Source organism: Streptomyces sp. BK208 (genome assembly GCF_004364245.1).
In the GTDB taxonomy this organism is placed as follows: Bacteria; Actinomycetota; Actinomycetes; order Streptomycetales; family Streptomycetaceae; genus Streptomyces.
In genome coordinates, this window is sequence record NZ_SOAV01000008.1 from 48,309 (window position 1) to 60,699 (window position 12,391).

15 protein-coding genes are annotated in these 12,391 nt (G+C 72.4%); 6 read left to right on the forward strand and 9 right to left on the reverse strand.

Annotation, left to right across the window (positions count from 1 at the left end; genetic code table 11):
• Positions 1 to 67: 67 nt before the first annotated feature.
• Positions 68 to 799 carry a bifunctional DNA primase/polymerase gene (locus tag EV562_RS20460; RefSeq protein ID WP_133888273.1) on the forward strand — a complete coding sequence of 244 codons (732 nt, stop codon included), beginning with the start codon at positions 68 to 70 and terminating at the stop codon, positions 797 to 799.
• 4 nt (positions 800 to 803) lie between these two features.
• Here EV562_RS20460 and EV562_RS20465 read toward each other — a convergent pair whose 3' ends face one another.
• The 4 genes from EV562_RS20465 to efeO are packed head-to-tail and all read right to left on the reverse strand — an operon-like array spanning position 804 to position 5,055.
• On the reverse strand, positions 804 to 1,793 hold the full coding sequence (locus EV562_RS20465; RefSeq protein ID WP_166661911.1) for a hypothetical protein: 990 nt from the start codon (positions 1,791 to 1,793) through the stop codon (positions 804 to 806).
• Positions 1,753 to 2,625: an iron uptake transporter permease EfeU gene (efeU, locus tag EV562_RS20470; RefSeq protein ID WP_133888274.1), complete on the reverse strand. Its 873-nt coding sequence runs from the start codon at positions 2,623 to 2,625 to the stop codon at positions 1,753 to 1,755. Before efeU ends, EV562_RS20465 begins: the two co-directional genes overlap by 41 nt.
• Before the next feature lie 2 nt (positions 2,626 to 2,627).
• Positions 2,628 to 3,884, reverse strand: a complete 1,257-nt coding sequence (gene efeB, locus EV562_RS20475; protein WP_133888275.1) for an iron uptake transporter deferrochelatase/peroxidase subunit — start codon at positions 3,882 to 3,884, stop codon at positions 2,628 to 2,630.
• 16 nt (positions 3,885 to 3,900) lie between these two features.
• A complete protein-coding gene (gene efeO, locus EV562_RS20480; protein ID WP_133888276.1) occupies positions 3,901 to 5,055 on the reverse strand; it encodes an iron uptake system protein EfeO in 1,155 nt (384 codons plus the stop codon).
• Positions 5,056 to 5,303: 248 nt separating this feature from the next.
• Between efeO and EV562_RS20485 the strand changes: the two genes are divergently transcribed.
• Together EV562_RS20485 and EV562_RS20490 are read left to right on the forward strand one after the other, a co-directional pair.
• A complete protein-coding gene (locus EV562_RS20485; RefSeq protein WP_133888277.1) occupies positions 5,304 to 5,987 on the forward strand; it encodes a PhzF family phenazine biosynthesis protein in 684 nt (227 codons plus the stop codon).
• 103 nt (positions 5,988 to 6,090) lie between these two features.
• Complete coding sequence (locus EV562_RS20490; RefSeq protein ID WP_133888278.1) at positions 6,091 to 6,303, forward strand: hypothetical protein; 213 nt, start codon at positions 6,091 to 6,093, stop codon at positions 6,301 to 6,303.
• Between the two features lie 108 nt (positions 6,304 to 6,411).
• On the opposite strand, the gene EV562_RS20495 is transcribed toward EV562_RS20490, so the two are convergent.
• Positions 6,412 to 7,059 carry a biliverdin-producing heme oxygenase gene (locus EV562_RS20495; protein ID WP_133888279.1) on the reverse strand — a complete coding sequence of 216 codons (648 nt, stop codon included), beginning with the start codon at positions 7,057 to 7,059 and terminating at the stop codon, positions 6,412 to 6,414.
• 131 nt (positions 7,060 to 7,190) lie between these two features.
• The gene (map, locus tag EV562_RS20500; RefSeq protein WP_133888280.1) at positions 7,191 to 8,048 is read right to left on the reverse strand and encodes a type I methionyl aminopeptidase; all 858 of its coding nucleotides are present in this window, start codon (positions 8,046 to 8,048) and stop codon (positions 7,191 to 7,193) included.
• 57 nt (positions 8,049 to 8,105) lie between these two features.
• Between map and EV562_RS20505 the strand changes: the two genes are divergently transcribed.
• Positions 8,106 to 8,348: a hypothetical protein gene (locus EV562_RS20505; protein WP_166661912.1), complete on the forward strand. Its 243-nt coding sequence runs from the start codon at positions 8,106 to 8,108 to the stop codon at positions 8,346 to 8,348.
• A gap of 13 nt (positions 8,349 to 8,361) precedes the next feature.
• On the opposite strand, the gene EV562_RS20510 is transcribed toward EV562_RS20505, so the two are convergent.
• Both EV562_RS20510 and EV562_RS20515 read right to left on the reverse strand, forming a co-directional pair.
• On the reverse strand, positions 8,362 to 9,633 hold the full coding sequence (locus EV562_RS20510) for an MFS transporter (RefSeq protein ID WP_133888548.1): 1,272 nt from the start codon (positions 9,631 to 9,633) through the stop codon (positions 8,362 to 8,364).
• A gap of 143 nt (positions 9,634 to 9,776) precedes the next feature.
• On the reverse strand, positions 9,777 to 10,391 hold the full coding sequence (locus tag EV562_RS20515) for a hypothetical protein (RefSeq protein ID WP_133888281.1): 615 nt from the start codon (positions 10,389 to 10,391) through the stop codon (positions 9,777 to 9,779).
• Between the two features lie 131 nt (positions 10,392 to 10,522).
• Here EV562_RS20515 and npdG point away from each other — a divergent pair, with 131 nt between their 5' ends.
• Both npdG and EV562_RS20525 read left to right on the forward strand, forming a co-directional pair.
• The gene (gene npdG, locus EV562_RS20520) at positions 10,523 to 11,242 is read left to right on the forward strand and encodes an NADPH-dependent F420 reductase (RefSeq protein ID WP_133888282.1); all 720 of its coding nucleotides are present in this window, start codon (positions 10,523 to 10,525) and stop codon (positions 11,240 to 11,242) included.
• A gap of 53 nt (positions 11,243 to 11,295) precedes the next feature.
• A complete protein-coding gene (locus tag EV562_RS20525; protein WP_166661913.1) occupies positions 11,296 to 11,487 on the forward strand; it encodes a hypothetical protein in 192 nt (63 codons plus the stop codon).
• Positions 11,488 to 11,494: 7 nt separating this feature from the next.
• On the opposite strand, the gene EV562_RS20530 is transcribed toward EV562_RS20525, so the two are convergent.
• Complete coding sequence (locus EV562_RS20530; protein WP_133888284.1) at positions 11,495 to 12,292, reverse strand: site-2 protease family protein; 798 nt, start codon at positions 12,290 to 12,292, stop codon at positions 11,495 to 11,497.
• Between the last annotated feature and the right edge of the window lie 99 nt (positions 12,293 to 12,391).

A 12,391-nucleotide genomic window follows, 5' to 3' on the forward strand; every position in this document is an offset into this window, starting at 1 on the left:
CCCGAAGCGTCAAATGGTGCGACGATAGGGCATGCTGGTGCGCACGACGGCGAGGGCAAGGGGATAGATGAGCGCGGAGTTCGGCGGTCGGAGCGGTCTGCAGGGCAAACTCTCCTCGTGGCTGCGCGGACGCCGCCCCAAGGAGGCCGCCTCGGACGGTGGCCGGGAGGACCTGCTGCTCGCCGCCGCCGGTGCGGGACTGCCCCTGGCGCCCGCCGCGCACCCCGCCGGTTACCGTTGCTCCTGCGACCGCGTGGGCTGTCCCACCCCGGCCCGGCACCCGGTGTCGTTCGCCTGGCAGACCCAGTCCACCACCGACCGCGGCCAGATCGAGCGCTGGGCCCGGCACCAGCCCGAGGCCAACTTCATCACCGCCACCGGCATGGTGCACGACGTGCTCGACGTGCCGCTGGAAGCCGGCCGCGAGGCGCTGCGGCGGCTGCTCGACGCCGGTGTCGAGGTCGGTCCGGTCGCCGAGAGCGACGACGGACGCATGCTGCTGTTCACCCTCACCCGGGGCACCCCCGAGGACGAGGACGAGTGGTGGCCCTGCGAGCTGGACTGCCACCCCGAGACCATGGACGAGCATCCCGGGCTGCGCTGGCACTGCCGCGGTTCCTACGTACTGGTGCCGCCGGCCCGGCTGCCGGGCGAGGACCGGACCGTGCACTGGGTGCGCGGCCCGGAGCATCCGCTGCCGGACCCGCTGACCCTCCTGGAGACCCTCACCGACGCCTGTTCCCGGCACACCGGTGAGGACAGCGACCACGCGGGCGCCGCCTGGCCCCTGCGCCGCTGACGGGCTACTCGCCCTTCGCCGACGTCAGGCCCTGGACCCGGCCCAGCACCGTCACCGGGCCGTCCGCCGGATCGAGCGCCACCTCGTTGGAGACGAACTCCATCGTCAGCGACTGCTTGATCTCACCCTCCGTCAGCGCCAGCACGTCCTTGTTCGGCGTCGGCACGGACGCGCCCCGCGCGGCGGTCTGCTTCTCGAAGTGCCGGGTGGTGAAGAACACCAGCGCCCCGCCGTCCTTCGTGCGCAGCGCCAGCGGCGCGTAGTCGCCGTTCGCCAGCGGTTCGTCGATGTACTGCGTGGCCAGGCCGGGGCGGGCCGACCGCTTCGCGCGCGCGGCGCGCCAGGCACTGGTGTGCGTGCCGTCGGCGAAGACCTTCCCGCCGTCCTGGAGGTAGGTCGTGTAGTCCTTGCTCAGAGAGGCCGGAGGGACGCTCACGTCGGCCGAGTTCGCGGGCACGGCCTCCGCCCAGCCGTCCCGGTCCGTCTTGAACTCGGGCACCTTCCCGGGGGCGACCAGCGTCAGGTACGCCGCCTCCCAGGGGTCCTTCGTGCCGTTCCGGGTGAACACCAGCAACCAGCGCGCGTTCCCGCCCTTGTTGGCCTCGGCGTCCGCGACGAACCAGCGCGGCCAGCCCGCCTTCTTCGGGACGGTGAACCTGGCGTCGGTCAGCTCCAGCGGGGTGTGCGCCGGATTGCCGTCCGGGTGGTTGGCGGCGCCCGCCTTCAGCCGCGCCGAGTCGATCGCGGCGAGGGCACCCGTCGTGCGGTCGGCGTCCAGGGAGGCGTCGTACGCCTTGTCGGCCTTGTTGTACGCGACGGTGAACTGCTCCAGTGCCTTCGCGGCCTCCGCGCGGGTGGCCGAGGGAAGCACCTCGCGCTCACCGTGCACCACCACGCATCCGCTCGCCGCCAACGACAAAGCGGTCGCCGAGGCGGATATGAGCGCGCACTTCTCAAGCCTGCGGGGCCTTCGAGGGCCGCGATCCTGGCTCATCAGGTTCCTTCACCTTCCCCTTCCCGGAGGCGAACCCTACCGGGGCGAGGAAGAGCGCGAGCGCCGGGACCAGGTACAGCAGCCACACCGTGACCTGGAGGACGGTCGGATCGGGCTGGAAGTTGAACACGCCCTTGAGCAGGGTGCCGTACCAGCTGGAGGGGTCGACCGTGCCGCTGATGTCGAAGGCCAGGTGCGTCAGGCCCGGCACCAGGTCGGCCTCCTGCAGGTCGTGCACGCCGTACGCCAGGACGCCCGCCGCCACGACGACCAGCATGCCGCCGGTCCAGGTGAAGAACTTGGCCAGGTTGATGCGCAGCGCGCCCTTGTAGAACAGCCAGCCCAGCAGCACCGCGGTCGCCAGGCCCAGGGCCACGCCGATCAGCGGGCGCGGGGTGCCGTCGCTCGCCGCGTGCACCGACGCCCACACGAACAGCGCGGTCTCCAGGCCCTCCCGGCCCACCGCGAGGAACGCCGTGGCCACCAGGGCGCCGGTGCCCATCGCGAGGGCCGCGTCCAGCCTGCCGTGCAGCTCCGCCTTCAGGTGCCGGGCGGTGCGCCGCATCCAGAAGACCATCCACGTCACCAGGACCACGGCGACGATCGACAGCGAACCGCCCAGCGCCTCCTGCGCCTTGAACGTCAGCTCCTGCGAGCCGAACTCCAGCGCGCAGCCGAAGCCGAACGCGATGGCGATCGCCACGCCGATGCCCGCCCAGATGGGCTTCAGGGCGTCCCGGCGGCCCGTCTTGACCAGGTAGGCGATCAGGATGCAGACGACGAGCGAGGCCTCCAGGCCCTCGCGCAGTCCGATCAGGTAGTTGGAGAACACGGTTACGCCTCCTTGCCGAACAGCGTGCTGCCCCACCAGTCGTCCGCGTCGCGGACCCCGGGCGGCACGGCGAAGACCGCCGAACCCACGTGCTGGATGTACTCGTTGAGCGCGTCCGTCGCCAGATTGCGCTGGACGGGGATGAAGCCGGTGCGCACGTCGCGCTGGTAGGCGAGGAAGAACAGACCGGCGTCCAGGCGGCCCAGGCCGTCCGTGCCGTCGGTGAAGGAGTAGCCGCGGCGCAGCAGCGTCGCCCCGCCGTTGGAGTCGGGGTGCGCGAGCCGCACGTGCGCGTCGGGCTTCATCGCCTTCAGGAACGGCTCGTCGCGTTCCTTCGCCTTGCCGACCGGGGCGCCCTCGCCCTTGTCCCGGCCGAACACGTCCTCCTGCTCCTGGAGGGACGTGCGGTCCCAGGTCTCGATGTGCATGCGGATGCGCCGGGCGACGAGGTAGGAGCCGCCCGCCATCCACGCGGACCCGTCCTTCGCGTCGGCCCAGACGTGCTTGTCCAGCCGGTCCCGCTCCGTGCCCGCGATGTTGCGCGTGCCGTCCTTGAAGCCGAGCAGGTTGCGCGGGGTCTGCTCGTCGGGCGTCGTGGACGACGTCTTGCCGAAGCCGAGCTGCGACCAGCGCACCACGACCTTGCCGAAGCCGATGCGGGCCAGGTTGCGGATCGCGTGCACCGCGACCTGGGGGTCGTCGGCACAGGCCTGGACGCACAGGTCACCGCCGCTGCGGGACGTGTCGAGGTTGTCGCCGGGGAACTTCGGCAGGTCGACCAGGGCCCCGGGACGCCGGCCGGCGAGACCGAACTTCTCGAACAGCGACGGGCCGAAGCCGAGGGTGAGGGTGAGCCGCGACGGGCTCAGACCCAGCGCCTCACCGGTGTCGTCGGGCGGAGCCTCGGCCAGCCCGCCGTAGGCGCCCTCGCCCACCGCCTGCCCGGCGGTCATCCTGCGGGCCGCCGCCGTCCACTCCTTGAGCAGCGCGACGAACGCGGCGCGGTCCTCGGTCGTCACGTCGAACGCCGCGAAGTGCAGCCGGTCCTGCACCGGGGTGGCGATGCCCGCCTGGTGCGGCCCGTGGAAGGGGACGGCGGAGCCCGCGCCGGCCGGGCCGGCGTCGTCGCCGGTGCGGTCCATCGCCACCGCACCGCCGGCCGTCGCGGCCGCGCCGAGCGCGAGACCCGCACCGCCCCAGCCGATCAGCGCCCGCCGGGAGGGGGAGGGGGCGGGGGAGGAGGACTCGGTGTCCGTCATCGTCGTCTTCCCGCGCCTACTGGGCGACCACGGCCGCGGCGAGCTTGGACAGCGGCTCCGCCAGCGCGTTGACCGCGTCGGACAGCTCCTTGCGGTCCGCCTTGCCGACCTTGTCGTAGGAGGTGAACTCGTAGGAGGAAGGGCTCGGCCGGTACTGGTCGAGCAGCTTGTCCAGCGCCGCGAACTGGCCGTCCAGCTCCGTCGTCAGCGCCGCGTCGTTCTCCTCGGCGACCGGCTTCAGCAGCGCGTACGACTTCTGCGCACCCTCGACGTTGGCCTTGAAGTCGACCAGGTCGGTGTGCGAGTAGCGCTCCTCCTCACCGGTGACCTTGCCGGTGGCGACCTCGTCGAGGAGCTCCTTGGCGCCGTTGGCCATGGAGGTGGGGGTGATCTCCGCCTTGCCGACCCGGTTCTGCCAGTCCTTCAGGTCGGTGACCAGGGTGGCGGCCAGCTCCTTCTCCCGGTCGCCGATCTTCCCGTCCTGCCAGAGCGCCTTCTCCAGGCGGTGCCAGCCGGTCCAGTCGGTCGCCGGGTCCTGGCCGTCCTCCAGGCCGTCCTCGCGGACGTCGACCTGCGGGTCGATGTCACCGAAGGACTCCGCGACCGGCTCGGTGCGCTCCCAGCCGATGCGGGAGGGGGCGTACGCCTTCTTCGCCGCCTCCAGGTCACCGGCCCGGACGGCCTTCGCGAACGCCTCGGCCTTCGGGAGGGTCTCGTCGGCCTGCTGCTGCACGTACTGGCGGTAGGCGGCCACGGCCTCGTCGAGCCGCGGGTCGCGCGCCGCGGCCTTGCCGCCGGTGGCCCTGACGTCCTGGCGGATGCCCTTGCCCTTCATGCCGGGCTTGCAGGCGATCCGGTAGTCGCCGGCCTTCACCTCTGCGGTGACCCGCTGCTTGGTGCCGGGGCCGATGTTCTCCCGCTCGGTGACCACCCGGTCGTCGGGGAAGAGAAGGTAGACCTCGGTGACCTTGGAGCCCTTGTTCTCGACGGCGAGTTCGACGTGCCCGGCCGGGAACTCCGCCTTCGACACCTCGCACGTGTCGTCCGTCGCCGTCACCGCGATGACGTGGTCGCCGTTCTCGGCGTCGCTCTTCTCCGTGCACCCGGTGACGGCGGCCAGGGCCGCGGCGGTCGCGACGGCGGTGACGACGGAAAGTCTGGCGGCTCGCATGCGGGGCTCCAAGAGGTGACCGAAAAGTGCGCGTGACGGGCCTCAGAGGAAGGTGAGGCTGGCCTAACATACCTAAGGACTTCCTAAGGAAAACCTGTCCGGACGGTGATCCGAATCTCATGGACGGTGTATGAGCACGGACTGGTCACGGTGGCTCAATGAGGTGCTCATGGGAAGGTCAAGGCTGCGTCAAGGGTGATCTTGTCCCCCGCCCGCCGCGACCGCCGCGGCGATGCTTGAATGCCCCGGTGACCGACTACGACGTACTGCGTGTCTTCTGCGCGCCGAACGGCGGATACGGCAACGAACTGGGCGTCGTCCGGGACGGGACCGTACTGCCGGAGACCGGGCGGCGGCAGGAGCTGGCCGCCGAACTCGGCTTCAGCGAGACGGTGTTCGTCGACGACCCCGAGCGCGGCGTCGTCGACATCTACACGCCCACCCTGCGCCTGCCCTTCGCCGGACACCCCTGCGTCGGCGCCGCCTGGCTGCTCGACGTGCCCGAACTCGTCACGCCGGCCGGGGTGGTGGGCGCCCGCCTCGACGGCGAGTTCACCTGGATCGAGGCCCGCCCCGAGTGGGCCCCGCCGCGCACCCTGCGCCAGTACGCCACGGTCGCCGAGGTCGAGGCGCTCGAGGTGCCCGCCAAGGGCGAGCGAAGCGGGGTGGGAGTCCCCCCGGACGAAGTCTCGGAGTGGGTGTACGCGTGGGCGTGGCAGGACGAGGCGGCGGGGCGGGTGCGGGCCCGTGCCTTTCCCGGTCGCGACGACGGCATCGACGAGGACGAGGCGACCGGCGCGGCGGCGCTGCTGCTGACCGGGCGGCTGGGCCGGGCGCTGAACATCACCCAGGGCGCCGGTTCGCAGATTCTGACGGCGCCTCAGCCCGGTGGATGGGTGGAGATCGGGGGCCGGGTGCGCCTGGAGCGGTGAAGTTCACCCCGTGGCACGCCTCCGTACGGGTGGAACAGCGTGTGCGCGCGACGGCGAGGGGGGACCTCTGGGCCTGACCGCTCACCGACCCGAGAGGAACTCCATGCGCATCCGCTCCGCCCTCGCCACCGTCCTGCTGACCGTCGCCATGACCGCCGGCGGCGCCGCGGCGGCCACCGCCTTCGACGGCCCCATGCACGGTGACGAGGACGCCACCTGCAGCCCGTACTTCGGCGCCATCACCACGGACAGCACCGGCGACCTGTACTTCGGCGGCATCAACTGCCGCAGCGACGACTACGACATCGACAACTGAGCCGGTCCCGCCGTTCGCTCTCCCGGTCCCCCTCGGCCCCGTCGGCCGAGGGGGACCGGCGCGTGCGCGGGGCGCCTCGGTCCGCGTCGGCGCAGAGCCGGGGCTCGCTCACGCGGAGAGCGGGAACTCCTCGCCCAGCGCCCGGAAGACCGCCGTGTTCAGGGCGAAGGCGCGCTTGCACTCGGCGACGACCCGCTGCTTCTCCAGGTCGTCCGCGCGGATGCCGTCCAGCAGGTCGCGGTACTCCCGCTTGAAGGCCGCCGGGTTGGTGATCTCCTCGAAGACGTAGAACCGGACCCCGTCGCCCTTCCTGGCGAAGCCCCACGTCCGCTCGGCCTTGTCGCGGATGATCTGCCCGCCCGACAGGTCGCCGAGGTAGCGCGTGTAGTGGTGGGCGACGTACCCCGCCGGCCAGTCCTCGGCGCACTCGCGCACCCGGGCCGCGTACGCCTCGGTCGCGGGCAGGGCGGTCAGGCCCGCGCGCCAGCCGGCGCCGCGCAGGTGCGCCAGGTCCCGCTCCAGGGAAGCCAGCCGCAGCAGCTCCGGCCGGACGAACGGTCCGGCCACCGGGTCCGCCGCCAGCCGTCCGGCGGCGGCCTCCAGGGCCTCGTAGACGAACCACAGCTGCTCGGTGTAGCGCGCGTACGCGTCCATGCCGAGCCGGCCCCCGAGCAGGTCGCTCATGAAGGTGGAGGTCTCCGCCTCCACGTGCTGCTCGTGGGACGCCGTGCGGATGAGGGTCGAGAAGGAGTCCATGGGCGCGATTTTCTGTGGTTAGGCTTACCTAAGTCAATAGGTTGCCGACGGGCTGTCGGCAAAAGCGTACCCACCCGGACGCGAAACGACCCGCCCTCCGAGGAGAGCGGGCCGTCCGGGGGCGTGCGGGGTCAGGGCAGGGTAAGGATCTCCGCGCCCGAGTCGGTCACCACCAGCGTGTGCTCGAACTGGGCCGTCCGCTTGCGGTCCTTCGTCACGACCGTCCAGCCGTCGTCCCACATGTCGTACTCGTGCGTCCCGAGCGTCAGCATCGGCTCGATCGTGAAGGTCATCCCGGGCTGGATGACCGTCGTCGCGTGCGGGCTGTCGTAGTGCGGGACGATGAGCCCCGAGTGGAACGACGAGTTGATGCCGTGACCGGTGAAGTCCCGCACCACCCCGTACCCGAACCGCTTCGCGTACGACTCGATGACCCGGCCGATGATGTTGATCTGCCGGCCCGGCTTGACCGCCTTGATCGCGCGGGCCAGTGACTCCCGGGTCCGCTCGACCAGCAGCCGGCTCTCCTCGTCCACGTCACCGACCAGGTACGTCGCGTTGTTGTCGCCGTGCACCCCGCCGATGTACGCCGTCACGTCGAGGTTCACGATGTCGCCGTCACGCAGCACCGTGGAGTCGGGGATGCCGTGGCAGATCACCTCGTTGACCGAGCTGCACAGGGACTTCGGGTAGCCCCGGTAGCCGAGCGTCGAGGGGTAGGCGCCGTGGTCGCACATGTACGCGTGCGCCACCCGGTCCAGTTCGTCCGTCGTCACGCCGGGCGCGATGTGCTTGGCGGCCTCCTCCATCGCCCGCGCCGCGATCCGCCCGGCCACGCGCATCGCCTCGATCGTCTCGGGCGTCTGCACCTCCGGACCGGTGTACGGGGTCGGCGCGGGTTTGCCGACGTACTCGGGCCTGCGGATGTTTCCGGGCACGGAACGGGTGGGAGACAGCTCCCCTGGTACGAGCAGCGACTGGCCAGACATGCAGCGAGTCTAACCAGCACGCATGGGGGAACATGTCGGTGGCGAGAGGAGCTGCCCATGGCCCTGTTCAAGAAGCGCACGGTCGGCAAACCGGGCGAGTGGTACTACTGCCTGGAGCACCAGAAGGTCGAGGAGGGCCCGGACTGCCCGGGCAAGGACCGTTTCGGGCCGTACGCCTCCCGCACCGAGGCCGAGCAGGCGATGCAGACCGCCCGCGAACGCAACCTGGAGTGGGAGAACGACCCCAGGTGGTACGACGCCTCCTCGGCGGGAAGCGCCGACGGCGACAGGAACGACTGAGCGGGCGGACCGGTCAGGCGCCCGCGGTGGCGGCTGCGCGCTTCTCGCGCAGCCGCACCGCGTGCTCGTTCGTCCGCACGTCGTACGTCATCATCGTCGGCAGGCACAGCGCGAGCAGTCCCACCGCGCCCGCGCACAGCAGCCCGCCCGACCACACCGACGCCCGCACCCCCGCCAGCGCGGCCGTGCCGCCCGCCCGCACCTGACCGAGCTGCGGACCCACCGAGTACGACAGCAGCTCGATCCCCGCGAGCCGGCCGCGCAGCTCGTCCGGGATGGTCTGGTTCCACATGGCACCGCGGAAGACACCGCTGACCATGTCGCACGCCCCGGCGAGGGCGAAGCACAGCAGTACCAGCCACACGTTCCCGGCGAAGCCCGCGGCGGCGATCGCCAGGCCCCAGCCGGCCGCCGCCAGCACCACCATCCGCCCGTGCCGGTGCACCCGCGACGTCCACCCGCTGCTCACGCTCACCAGCAGCGCCCCCGCCGGGATCGCCGCGTACATCAGTCCCAGCGACCACTCGGCGTCCAGCTCGTCGGCCAGGAACGGCAGCACCGCCAGCGGCATGGCCAGCAGCATCGCCGCGATGTCCACGGCGTACGTGCCCAGCAGCTCCTTGCGGTTCCACGCGTACCGGGCGCCCTCGGCGATCGCCGCCCACGACGGCCGGACCGCCTCGTGCGAGGCGGGCGAGGAGGCGAGGCCCACCACCAGCGCCACCGAGACGGCGAAGGTCACCAGGTCCACCGCGTACGCCCAGCCGAGCCCCGCGTACGCCACCACCACGCCCGCCAGCGCCGGCCCGGCGATCGCGCCGACCTGCCAGCGCAGCGCGTTCAGCGAGGCGGCGGCCGGCAGGTGCTCGTGGGCCACGATCCGCGGGGTCAGCGAGTCCAGGGCCGGCCGCTGGACCGCGCCGAGCGCCGAGGTGAACGCGGCGATCACGTACAGCGGCCACACGGCGGGGCTCGGCAGCAGCGCGTTGAGCAGCAGCGCCGCGCACAGCACGCCCTGACCGGCCTCCGTCCACAGGATCAGCTTCCGCTTGTCCCAGGCGTCGGCCAGCGCACCGCCGTACAGCCCGAACACCACCATCGGCACCAGTTCCACGGCGCCGACGGCGCCCACCGCGGTCGCCGAGCCCGTCAGCTCCTTGATCTGCACGGGCAGCGCGACGAAGGTCAGGAAGCTCCCGAAGTTCGTGATCAGACCGGAGACCCACAGCCGCCGGAAGTCGCGGGAGGCCCGCCAGGGGGAGAGGTCGGGCAGCAGGGCGCGCAGGCCGGTGGGCGCGTCGGTGGGCGAGGCCTCGGCGGGAGCGGCGTCTGCGGGGGAGGTGTCGGTCACGAGGGGTCATCGTCCGGCGGCCGGACGAGCGCGGGCAACCGGTTTTCCCGGCGGCCCCCGGCCGGGCCGTGCGGCCGTCACCAGCCCGACGGCGGGGGCGCCGTCAGGTGGTCGGCCAGACGCGACAGGCGGTCCCTCAAGCGGCGCCGGCCCCGGGGCGGCGGCACCGCGTTCTCCCCGGCCGACGCGCTGACCAGGTGCTGCACCGTGTCCAGGTCCAGTTCGGCGCCGTCCGGGACGGTCAGCGTCTCGTGCGCCATCGCCGTCAGCTCCCGCTCGCCCGGGTCCCGGCCGGTGCCCAGCGCCAGCACCGTCGCACCGGCCCGGCGGGCGTCGTGCACCCGCTCCAGGAGCCCCGCGCCGGGCTCGTCGGGCGTCACCACCAGCAGCGTCTCGCCGCGCCTGGCCGCCGCCAGCCGCCCCAGACCGACCGCGAGATGCGCGGGGTCCGACGGGAGCGCATCGTGCCGGACCAGCGTCGGTGCCAGCTCCGGCGTCCCCGACCAGGCGGCCTCGTCCACCAGGTGCGCCGCCAGGTGCCAGGGCTCGTACGCGGGGGTGCCCACCAGCAGCAGGCCGCCCCCGTGCGGCACCACCGACCCGCGCAGCGCCCCCGCGAACCTCCGGGTGGCCCCCAGCCACTCGGTCCCGGCGAGCACTTCCCGCAGCAGCGCGACCCGTACGGCGTCCATGCGGCCGCATCCTGCCGCAACCGCGTCCCCGCGGTCCGGGGTTCGCCCCCGATTCACCCGGCCCGGGGACCGCCTCTTGCCGACCGGGACCCGTACCCGTGGGCCGGGCGCCGCGGACGTAGGGTCGCCCCATGACCTCTACCGACAGTGCTGCACAGAAGGCCGCCGCCAAGGCCCCGGCCAAGGACCCCTGGGACCTGCCCGACGTCTCCGGGCTGGTCGTCGGCGTGCTCGGCGGCACCGGGCCCCAGGGCAAGGGCCTCGCGTACCGCCTCGCCAAGGCCGGCCAGAAGGTGATCGTCGGCTCCCGCGCCGCCGAGCGCGCCCAGGCCGCCGCCGAGGAGATCGGGCACGGCGTCGAAGGTGCCGACAACGCCGAGACCGCCCGCCGCAGCGACGTCGTGATCGTCGCCGTGCCGTGGGACGGTCACGGCAAGACCCTCGAATCCCTGCGCGAGGAGCTGTCCGGCAAGCTCGTCGTCGACTGCGTCAACCCGCTCGGCTTCGACAAGAAGGGCGCCTACGCGCTCAAGCCCGAGGAGGGCAGCGCCGCCGAGCAGGCCGCCGCCCTGCTGCCGGACAGCCGGGTCGCCGCCGCCTTCCACCACCTCTCGGCGGTCCTCCTCCAGGACCCGGAGATCGACGAGATCGACACCGACGTGATGGTGCTCGGCGAGGAGCGCGCCGACGTGGAGATCGTGCAGGCCCTCGCCGGGCGCATCGCCGGCATGCGCGGCGTCTTCGCCGGGCGGCTGCGCAACGCCCACCAGGTCGAGTCGCTCGTCGCCAACCTGATCTCGGTCAACCGCCGCTACAAGGCGCACGCCGGGCTCCGGGTCACGGACGTATGAGGCGATGGGGGACACTGGTCGGTACCAGTGTCCCCCCGACAGGAGCCGTTCCCATGCCCCGCCTCGCCCTCTACGCCCTGGTCGTCTGCGTGCTCGCCGTGGCCGCCGCCGTCGTCTCCTTCGTGCAGGGCAGTGTCGTGATCGGCGTCGTGTGGGTGCTGCTGTCGGGCCTGTCGTCCAACATGTGCTGGTACTACCTCAAGCGCGGCCGGGACGCCCGGCGCACCGCGACGCCCCTCGGCTGAGCGACGCTCACCCGCCCGGCGTGCACAGCGGGTCGGTCTGCCAGAAGCGGTACAGCTCGAAACCGCAGTACGTGTCGGCCTCGTCGATCCCGAGACCCCGCAGGAGCGCGTCGACCGCGTCGAAGAACACGCCGTTGAGCGCCGGGATCCACAGCAGCGCGAACACGATCAGCAGCCCGACCGGCGCGAGCGGCTCCACCTGCCGCCGCACGTTGTACGACAGCCAGGGCTCGATCACGCCGTAGCCGTCAAGGCCCGGCACCGGCAGGAAGTTCAGGATCGCGGCCGTGACCTGGAGCAGCGCGAGGAAGGCCAGCGCGAGCCGGAAGTCGCGCGGCACGCCGTCCAGCGCGTCCAGCCAGAACGGCGCCGTGCACACCACGGCGAACAGCACGTTCGTCAGGGGGCCCGCCGCCGAGATCAGACTGTGCCGCCAGCGTCCCCGGATCCGCCCGCGCTCGATGAAGACGGCGCCGCCGGGCAGACCGATCCCGCCCATGATCACGAACAGGACGGGGAGGACGATGCTGAGCAGAGCATGGGTGTACTTGAGAGGGTTCAGCGTGAGGTAGCCCTTCGAGCCGACCGAGATGTCGCCGCTGTGCAGCGCGGTGCGGGCGTGCGCGTACTCGTGCAGGCACAGCGACACGACCCACGCGGCCGTCACGAACAGGAACACGGCGAGACCCGGCTGCTCGGCGAACCCGGTCCAGGCGGCCCAGCCCGTGACCGCGGCGACGGCGACGATCCCGAGGAAGACGGGACTGATCCGCCGGTCGCTGGGACGGGCGGTGGCGGTGGACATGGCACTCCCTGACTGTCGGACACGTGTGGCTGGGCACCTGCGGGCTGCGGGACTGCCCGACCGTACCGGGCGCAGGGGTGAAACGTCTCCCGGGCGGCG